Source organism: Corallococcus sicarius (assembly GCF_003611735.1).
Lineage (GTDB): Bacteria > Myxococcota > Myxococcia > Myxococcales > Myxococcaceae > Corallococcus > Corallococcus sicarius.
The window spans coordinates 1-8,224 of sequence record NZ_RAWG01000378.1; the positions used below are offsets into that span (position 1 = coordinate 1).

Here is an 8,224-nt window from a genome sequence, read left to right on the forward strand (position 1 = left end):
GGTGCTGGGGGCGCGGGTGCCGTGGGTGGGCACGCATCCCCTCTTCGGCCCCTTGAGCCTGGCCATGGCGGAGCGCCCCATGCGCGTCGTCATCTGCCCCAACCCGCTGCACCCGGACGCGGCCCCGCGCGCGCGGCGCTTCTACGAGGCCCTGGGCTGTGAAGTCATTGAACAGACGCCGGAGGGCCATGACCGGGTGATGGCGCGCACGCACGCGCTCACGTTCTTCGTGGCCAAGGGGATGGTGGACTCGGGCGCGGCGGTGGACGTGCCCTTCGCGCCGGCCAGCTTCAAGGCGCTGTCGCGCACCATCGAGACCGTCCGCTCGGACGCGGGCCACCTCTTCACCGCCATCCAGCAGGAGAACCGCTTCGCGACGGAGGCGCGCGAGCGCCTGCTCCAGGCGCTCCAGGGCATCCACCGCGACCTGGCGGCCCTGCCGGCCGTGGCCAGCGCGCGGGACGCGGCGGGCCTCGCGCTGCCGGGGCTGGACTCCGGCCCCCCCGAGCCGAGGGAGACGCGCGAGCACATTGATCAGCTGGACCGGGAGCTGGTGGAGCTGCTCGCCCGCCGCTCGGAGCTGGCCCGCCGCCAGAGCCGCGCGCAGGCGCCGGCAGACGCCCCGGCCACGGCGGAAGTGCAGGCGGAGCTCGCCACGCGCCGCGCGTGGGCCACCGAGCTGGGAGCGGACGCGGAGGCAGTGGAGGCCCTCTTCCGCGTCCTCCTCAGCGCGTCGAGCGGCCACGGCGGGACGTAGAGCACCACCGCCGCCACCTGGACGGGGCGGGCAGAGGGGCGCCCTTCCCTCCCCTGCCTGGCGGGTGGCAGGGGCGGGTCGCTCGCAAAGCTGTCTTGGGGGACGTAGCGCGGAGGGCGGGACGCCACAGGAGGCGGACAGGCACCCGCATGGGCTGGAGCGCCGAGGAAGCCGAGCGGGAGTGCGGCACCGCGCGGAGGGACGGGTCGGGGACTTCGCGGGAAGGGGCCCGATGTTGGTCGGGACTGTTGAAATCCTCCACTCAAAGGACCTACCGAATGAAGAAGACCGCCGTGCTGATGAGCCTGTTGGGACTGTTGGCGTCCATCCCCGCCAGCGCCGCCGAACTGAAGGACGTGTTTGGCAAGGAGGTCCCCATCGGGCAGGGCCGGCCCACGCTGGTGCTGTATGCCAACAAGAGCACCCGGGAGGAGCTGCGTCAGCACGCCTACCAGTTCATCTACGACGTCCGCGCGGAGAAGCCCATCGTCGTCGTCCACGTGGACCTGCGCGATGTCCCGGGCCTCTTCAAGGGCATGGCGCGCGGGGAGATGCGCAAGGGTCATGCCGAGTCGCTCACCCTCATGCGCAAGCTCTTCCGCCAGCACGGCGAGACGCCGCCCGCGGACATGGAGTCGTCGCTCTTCATGGTCGCGGACTCCAAGGGTGAGACCCATCAGTCCGTGGGCTTGAAGAAGGGCTTCGAGAAGGTCTTCGCCCGGGTGCTGAGCTTCGACGGAGAAGAGCTGGCACGCGGACCGCTGACGAACGCCCGCAAGCTCGGTCAGGTCCTGGCTTCGGCGCCGGATGGCGCACCCCGCACCCAGGTGGCGAACCAGACGCGCTGACGTTCGCCGGGACCTGCCTGGCGGACGGGCAGGTGACCGCAGCCGGGTTGGAAAAAGTCCACGAGGACGCAGCGATATCGCGGCTTCACGCGGGATGGGTGAAGGAAGCCCACCCCGCGTGCGGTAGCTTCGCGGACCATGCGCTCCCCCCTCGTCGCATCCCTGTTGTTGCTGCTGTTGTGCGCGCCAGCCTGGGCCGTGGTGCCCGCTGGCTTCGTGGAAACCGACTACACGTCCAACACCCTGACGCCCGCCACCGGCATGGCCTGGGCGCCGGATGGCTCCGGCCGCCTGTTCGTCCTGCTCAAGAACGGCGTGGTGCGGACGGTGGCGATGAAGGACGGCCTGCCGGAGACGGAGGCCGGCACCCGGGTGCTGGTGACCCGCGTGTTCGCCTCAGAGCCCAGCGTCCACACCAACAGCGAGTGCGGCCTCATCGGCATCGCGTTTGATCCGAACTACGTGGTCAACCGCTACGTCTACTTCTTCGTCACCGTCTCCGCCTCCGAGCAGCGCATCGTCCGGTACACGGACGCCAACGGCACCGGCACCGCGCGCACGGAGGTCATCACGAGGCTGCCCACCCGGGGTGAGAACCACGACGGCGGCGGGCTGGGCTTCGGGCCGGACGGGAAGCTCTACTGGGCCATTGGCGACCTGGGCAACAACACCGGCGTGGACGCCGACCTGACGTCGCTCGCGGCCAAGGTGGGCCGCGCCAACCTGGACGGCACCCCCGCCAATGACAACCCGTTCAACGACGGCGTGGGCCCCAACAACGAGTACATCTGGGCGCAGGGCTTCCGCAACCCGTTCACCCTCACGTTCCAGCCCACCACCGGCCTGCTGTGGATCAACACCGTGGGCACGGGCTACGAGCAGATCTTCGTCGTGAACAAGCGCGACCACGCCGGCTACGACGACTTCGAGAACAACCAGCCCGCCACCAACAACTACATCGCCCCCGTCATCAAGTACCGCACCAACGGGACGGACACGCGCAACCTGATCGCCACGGGCGGGGCGGTGCGCAGCGGGGGCATCACCACCGTCACCACCACCGGGAGGCACGGCTTCCGCAAGGGCGAGCGGGTCACCTTCAAGGACGTGGGCGACCCGAGCTTCAACGGCAGCTTCTACGTCCTGAGCGCCCCGCGGGATCCCCAGGCCACCACCTTCACCGTGGCCCAGCCGGGACTGCCGGACGCGACCGCTGGCGCGGGCACCGTGGTGACGCAGGCCCTGGGCGGCTCCATCACCGGCGGCACCTTCTATGACGCCACCCTCTTCCCGCCGGAGTACCGCGGCAACTACTTCTTCGGTGACTACAACTCCGGCAGCGTGACGCGCGCCACGCTGGCGGCGGACAACTCGGTGGCGACGGTGGACACGTGGGGGACGGGCTTCCCTTCGCATGTCGACATGGCGGTGGGACCGGATGGGGCGCTCTACACGATTGGCGTCACCAGCGGCGTCCTGCGCCGCATCACCCCGGCCACGACGGGACAGAAGCTGGTGGTGTCCTCGCTCAACCTGCGGCTGGTGGAGGGCGGTCGCGCCGCCTTCACCGTGCGGCTGGCCCAGGCCCCCACCGCGCCCGTGACGGTGCAGGTGACGCGGGCCCTGGGAGGCTCCGAGGACCTGAGCGTCGCGGCCGGTGCGTCCCTGGCCTTCTCCACGACGAACTGGGCCACGCCCCAGGTCGTCACGCTGGCGGCGGTGGAGGACGCGGATGCCATCACGGACACCGCCACCTTCACGGTGACGGCAGAGGGCCTGGCGGGCGAGTCGGTGGTGGCGTCGACCATCGACGACAATGCGACCCGGCTGGTGCTGTCCTCCACGCGGGTGTCCGTCCCGGAGAACGCCACCGCGACCTTCACGGTGTCGCTCTCCAAGCAGCCCACGTCGAACGTCACCATCACCGTGGCGCGCACACAGGGGGACGCGGACATCACCGTGCAGGACGGGGCCACGCTCGCGTTCACGGCCTCCAACTGGAACACGCCGAAGACCGTCACGCTGCGGGCCGCGTCGGACGCAGACAACCTGGATGGGACCGCCACCATCACCGTGGCCGCCCCGGGCCTGGACGCGCGCGCGCTGGAGGCGGCCGAGGTGGATGACGAGCCGCTCCCGCCCGTCATCACCTCCACGCCCGTCACCACCGCCGTGGTGGGCTCCGTCTACCGCTATGACGTGGAGGCGCAGGCCCGGCCGGTGCCCACCTATTCGCTGGGAGGCACGGTGCCGGCGGGGATGATCATCGACGCGGACACCGGCGTCCTCACCTGGACGCCCCCGTCGACGGACACCGTGACGGTGCTCGTGCGGGCGAGCAACGGCGTGCGGCCGGACGCGGAGCAGACCCTCACGCTGACCCCGGCGGTGGATGCGCCGCCGCTCGCCATCCTCACGCGCCCCCTGGAGGGGGAGCTGGTGTCCGGCAGCACGGCGGAGTTCTTCGGCGACTGTGTGGACGACGTGGGTTGCACGCGCGCCGAGTTCTACGTGGACGACGTGCTGCAGTACACGGACACCCGCTCTGACAACCACTTCCACTTCGGTGGCGAGCACAACCGCTGGGACACCACGCAGCTTGCGCCCGGGCGGCACGTCCTGCGGTTCGTCGTGGTGGACGCGGCGGGGATGCAGGGCTCCGCGCAGGTGACGGTGTGCGCCGGTCCGACGGGCTGCGACGCGACACAGGCGGATGCCGGCACCGACGCGGGCACCGACGCGGGCACGGGCGGCCCCATTGGAGAGAACAACGACACCGGCTGCGGCTGCGGCGCGGCCCCGGTGGCACCGCTCGCGTGGCTGGCCCTCCTCGCGCTGGCATCCCGGGTTCGTCGGGCGCGCAAGGAGTGACCCGAGCCGGGTGACTCCGGGCAGGGACAGGCCGCCTGGTGATTTTCCGCCAGGCGGCTTCCCGCACCTCGTTGAATCGCGGGTGCGCACCCCGCGGGAATTTCACGCAAGGCGCCGGGGGGAACCGGCAAGATGCCGGCCATGAAGCGAACCCTGTGGCGTCGCGTGGGCCTGGCTGTCGCGGCCCTGTTGCTGGTGTTGGTCGTCGTCGTGGCCGTGGGGCTGAGCGACGTGAGCGTGCCGGACAGCTCGCGCTTCGACGCCGACCTGGGCGCCATCCGGGCCCTGGCCGTCTCCACCGGGGCGCCGCTCCCCACCGAATTGCGCAGCCAGCACGTGGGCAGGGCCCCCGGAGTGCCGCAAGCGCTCGTGGTGGCCGGCAGCGGCTTCGGAGAGGTCGCCTTCGACTTCTACGCGTACCAGGTCGTCTATGCCGACGGCCGCACGGTGCTGGTGGACGTCGTGAACGACGAGAAGACGCAGCAGGCCAACTTCCCCGGCTCGGAGTTCGACGCCGCGGCCTACGCCCGAGTCCAGGAGGCGCTGCGGCGCGCGGACGCGACGGTCGTCACCCACGAGCACTTCGACCACTGCGCGGGCATCGCGCACTCGGCGCACCTGGACGAGGTGGCGCGCAAGGTCCACCTCACGGACGAGCAACTGCGAAGCCCGCACGCGGAGGAAGCCGGCTTCACCGCGGAGCTGCGCGCGAAGCTCACACCGCTCCAGTACGAGCGCATGCACCTGCTGCGCCCCGGCGTGGTCCTTATCAAGGCGCCGGGCCACACGCCCGGCAGCCAGTTGGTGTACGTGCGGCTCGCCGACGGGCGCGAGTTCCTGCTCGTCGGCGACGTGGCCTGGCACCAGGACAACATCCAGCTCCCGAGGATGCACCCGCGGCTCACGAACTGGCTGGGCGGCGAGGAGGCACAGGCAATGTCACACCAGCTGCGGTGGCTGCACGACCTGCGGCGCACCGCACCGGAGCTGCACCCGGTGGTGTCGCATGACGGCGCGCAGATGCAGGACTACCAGCGCCGTGGACTCATCCTGGACGGGCTGCGCTGACCGCGAGCCACGTGCTGGATGCCTCCGGAAGCCAGGCAGCACCTGGAGTTGCCCACGCGGTCTGCGCAGCTGGCTCCAGCGCAGGGGCTCCCCCGGCAGGCGGGGTGTTGCGAGGGACAGCGCTTCCTCTACGTCGCGGGGAGGGAAGCACCTCAGGCATAGACATGACCTCCACTGGCATGCTGCCAACTGGCATGATGGAATGTAAGCCAGTCATTCTGCGAATCCGACGGAAGCCGGCCCGGCCGTCCGATACGCTTCATGACGGCAGCGGCCCCCGCCTTCGTCGCGTTGTCGTAGACGTGCGTCCCCTTCACCGAGTTGATCCCCCAGCAGAGCGCAAGAATGTATTGCATGTTGGTGATTTGACTCCGGCTGCTGTGCCATCGCCCCAGCAACCACGAGCCGCCGGAGGAGGCATTCTCCGAGACGTCGAAGTGGACGTGGTTCTGATGCGAGTCGGAGAGGGAATCGTCGTACGAGTACGTCAGCACGACGTCGAAGTAGTAGGTGAGGCTCGCCACCGTGCCCCAGTAGAGCTTGGCGTACCAGGCCGCGGCCGGGCTGGTATGCCAGTCTCGCCAATCCGCATAGAAGAGCTGCGAAAAACCACCTGTGTCTGGCCTCGTGGAATACATGCGCGTCAAGTCGAACGCCTGGCCCGTGCCGTGCCAACCGGGCTTGTCCACCTGGACGCCAAACGAGACAACCCACACCGGCGAGCGCCAGGGGTTGTTGTCGAACCAGAACTTCAACCACCGCTCACACTGGACGTAGAATTGCGAGTCATAGGTGAAGGATCTGCCCCCACCGGTGCTGTGCTGGTTTTCGAAAGCCCCTTCGTAGAAGGTGGGCTGTCCCCAGATCTCGCTGGCGCTGATCCGCTGCCCCTTCATGCCTGCCGGCGTCACGCCCTCGGGCTGGGGCACAGACGCGATGGCTTCCAGGGACACACCGCCCGTCTCCCGCGCCTCGCTCGTCCCCGCGCTGGCGATGGCCTGCTCAGTGATCTCGAAGCTGGGCGGAAACTCTAGCGCTGGCTTGCTCAACTCCTTGCCTTGGATGGGAGCCGGTACACCGCGCGTCTCCTTGGGGCCGGGCTCGGGGGATGTGCCTTCGTTCTCCGTGTAAGTGCTCATGACAACCTCCTCATGGGGATGACGCCCCTCAAGTTGGAGGTCGCACGTGGGGGGAGCACTTGTGGACCTCACGGGCGCTGGCCCCGAAGATCCGAGCGCGGGTACCTCACTGAGGGCTTGATGGAATCAGCTCCCCTCTGAAAAGGGGGCTCACAGGAGGTTGGAGGAGGTACCCATCCAGGAGCAGCAGCGCAACGGGACGGCCAACCTCTTCGCCGCATGCATGCGCGAGCGGTGGCAGTACTAGAATGGGCTCTCTCCCAACCCCTGCCGGCTCCCACACGGGCCCCGCCTGGCTCCTGGACCCTCCATGCCCCAGCTCCAACGAACGATGAGTGACGCAGACTGTCTGGCCGAAGCGGAGCGGATCCAGCGGCGGCTGGCCGAGCACGCCGCGCGGCATGACCGGGAGACCTCCCTGCCCGACGAGGGCTTCGAGGCCATGATCCAATCGCCGCTGAACACCGCGCTGCTGGAGGGCGCCTCCTGGCTGACCTTCGGGCGCATCGTCAGCATCCTGAGCAGGGGCAGCGCCTCCTTCGGGACGCTCTGGCTGATGCACCAGGGCTCGGGGCTCGCATTCCTGGCCCTGCCGGAGCCCGCGCTGGTGGCCTCCTTCAACGACAAATTCCGCCAGGGGGCCTGGTTCGGCAACGCGCTGTCCGAGCCCACCAGCGGCAACATGTTCCTCATGCCTCACCAGGAGGCCCGCCGCGCCGAGGGCGGCTGGCGCCTGTCCGGGGCCAAGCGCTTCGTGTCGGGCAGCGAGCGGGCCAGCTACCTCCTCACCAATGCCGTCTGTGATGGACAGCCCGCCTTCTTCCTCATCGACAAGGACGACTCCATCCGGGTGGAGGATGTCTGGGACACCCTGGGCATGCGAGCCACGCGCAGCCAGCTGCTGCACTTCCAGGACACGCTGCTGCCGGAGTCCCGGAGGCTGCGGTTGGATCCCTCCCAGCCCAACCCCATCGCCCTGGGCCTGCCGTGGATCTCCATCGGCATCGCCGAGGCGGCGCTGGCCTTCGCCATCTCCTACGCGAAGGAGCGCAAGCTGCCTCCGGAGAACAAGGCCATCGCGGAGATGCAGTGGGTGCAGTTCTCGGTGGCGGAGATGAGCCTGCGTCTGGAGGCGGCGCGGGCGCTGGCCATGCGCGCCGCCATCGCCACGGATCAGCGCGAGCCGGACTTCCCCGTGCTGCAGATGCAGGCCAAGGTCGTGGCCAATGAGGCGGCCGTGGCCATCACCACCGCGGCCATGGAGCTTGCCGGAGGCTCGGGCTACATGCGGAGCCATCCCATTGAACGCTACCTGCGCGATGCCATGAGCGGTCCGCTGATGGCCTGGTCTCCGGCGGTGATCCGCGACTTCCTCGGCAAGGCCCTGCTAGGGCTTCAGCCGCCACCGCATTAGCACTACTGTGTCAGGGGGCAGCGAAGGGGAGCGAGCCGTTGAGGGCTGTGCGCTCTGGCCGCCATTGCGTTGTCGTCGCGGCGCCCTACTCATGAAGTAGGTATGGACTCCTTCATGAACGCCGCTG

General features: G+C 69.3%; 6 protein-coding genes. 5 read left to right on the top strand and 1 reads right to left on the bottom strand.

The genetic code is table 11. The features are described from left to right. The 4 genes from D7X12_RS36130 to D7X12_RS36145 form a co-directional block, all read left to right on the top strand. Window positions 1-757: chorismate mutase (locus D7X12_RS36130; RefSeq protein WP_120629755.1), on the top strand; the 757-nt coding region annotated here is incomplete at its 5' end. Between the two features lie 278 nt (window positions 758-1,035). Further along, window positions 1,036-1,605 carry a hypothetical protein gene (locus D7X12_RS36135; protein WP_120629756.1) on the top strand — a complete coding sequence of 190 codons (570 nt, stop codon included), beginning with the start codon at window positions 1,036-1,038 and terminating at the stop codon, window positions 1,603-1,605. Between the two features lie 138 nt (window positions 1,606-1,743). Continuing rightward, entirely contained in the window at window positions 1,744-4,476 is a 2,733-nt protein-coding gene (locus D7X12_RS36140) for a PQQ-dependent sugar dehydrogenase (protein WP_120629757.1), read from the top strand. Window positions 4,477-4,617: 141 nt separating this feature from the next. Beyond that, the gene (locus D7X12_RS36145) at window positions 4,618-5,544 is read left to right on the top strand and encodes an MBL fold metallo-hydrolase (protein WP_158620191.1); all 927 of its coding nucleotides are present in this window, start codon (window positions 4,618-4,620) and stop codon (window positions 5,542-5,544) included. A gap of 152 nt (window positions 5,545-5,696) precedes the next feature. Here D7X12_RS36145 and D7X12_RS36150 read toward each other — a convergent pair whose 3' ends face one another. Further along, window positions 5,697-6,683: a hypothetical protein gene (locus D7X12_RS36150; RefSeq protein ID WP_120629759.1), complete on the bottom strand. Its 987-nt coding sequence runs from the start codon at window positions 6,681-6,683 to the stop codon at window positions 5,697-5,699. 331 nt (window positions 6,684-7,014) lie between these two features. On the opposite strand from D7X12_RS36150, the gene D7X12_RS36155 reads away from it, so the two are divergent. Further along, window positions 7,015-8,097, top strand: a complete 1,083-nt coding sequence (locus tag D7X12_RS36155; RefSeq protein WP_120629760.1) for an acyl-CoA dehydrogenase family protein — start codon at window positions 7,015-7,017, stop codon at window positions 8,095-8,097. The last annotated feature ends 127 nt before the right edge of the window (window positions 8,098-8,224 follow it).

Excerpts from the sequence above, each read along its gene's own strand:
- D7X12_RS36135 (WP_120629756.1), top strand. The coding sequence starts at position 1,036 with ATGAAGAAGACCGCCGTGCTGATGAGCCTGTTGGGACTGTTGGCGTCC.
- D7X12_RS36140 (WP_120629757.1), top strand. The coding sequence starts at position 1,744 with ATGCGCTCCCCCCTCGTCGCATCCCTGTTGTTGCTGCTGTTGTGCGCG.
- D7X12_RS36145 (WP_158620191.1), top strand. The coding sequence starts at position 4,618 with ATGAAGCGAACCCTGTGGCGTCGCGTGGGCCTGGCTGTCGCGGCCCTG.
- D7X12_RS36155 (WP_120629760.1), top strand. The coding sequence starts at position 7,015 with ATGAGTGACGCAGACTGTCTGGCCGAAGCGGAGCGGATCCAGCGGCGG.
- D7X12_RS36150 (WP_120629759.1), bottom strand. The coding sequence starts at position 6,683 with ATGAGCACTTACACGGAGAACGAAGGCACATCCCCCGAGCCCGGCCCC.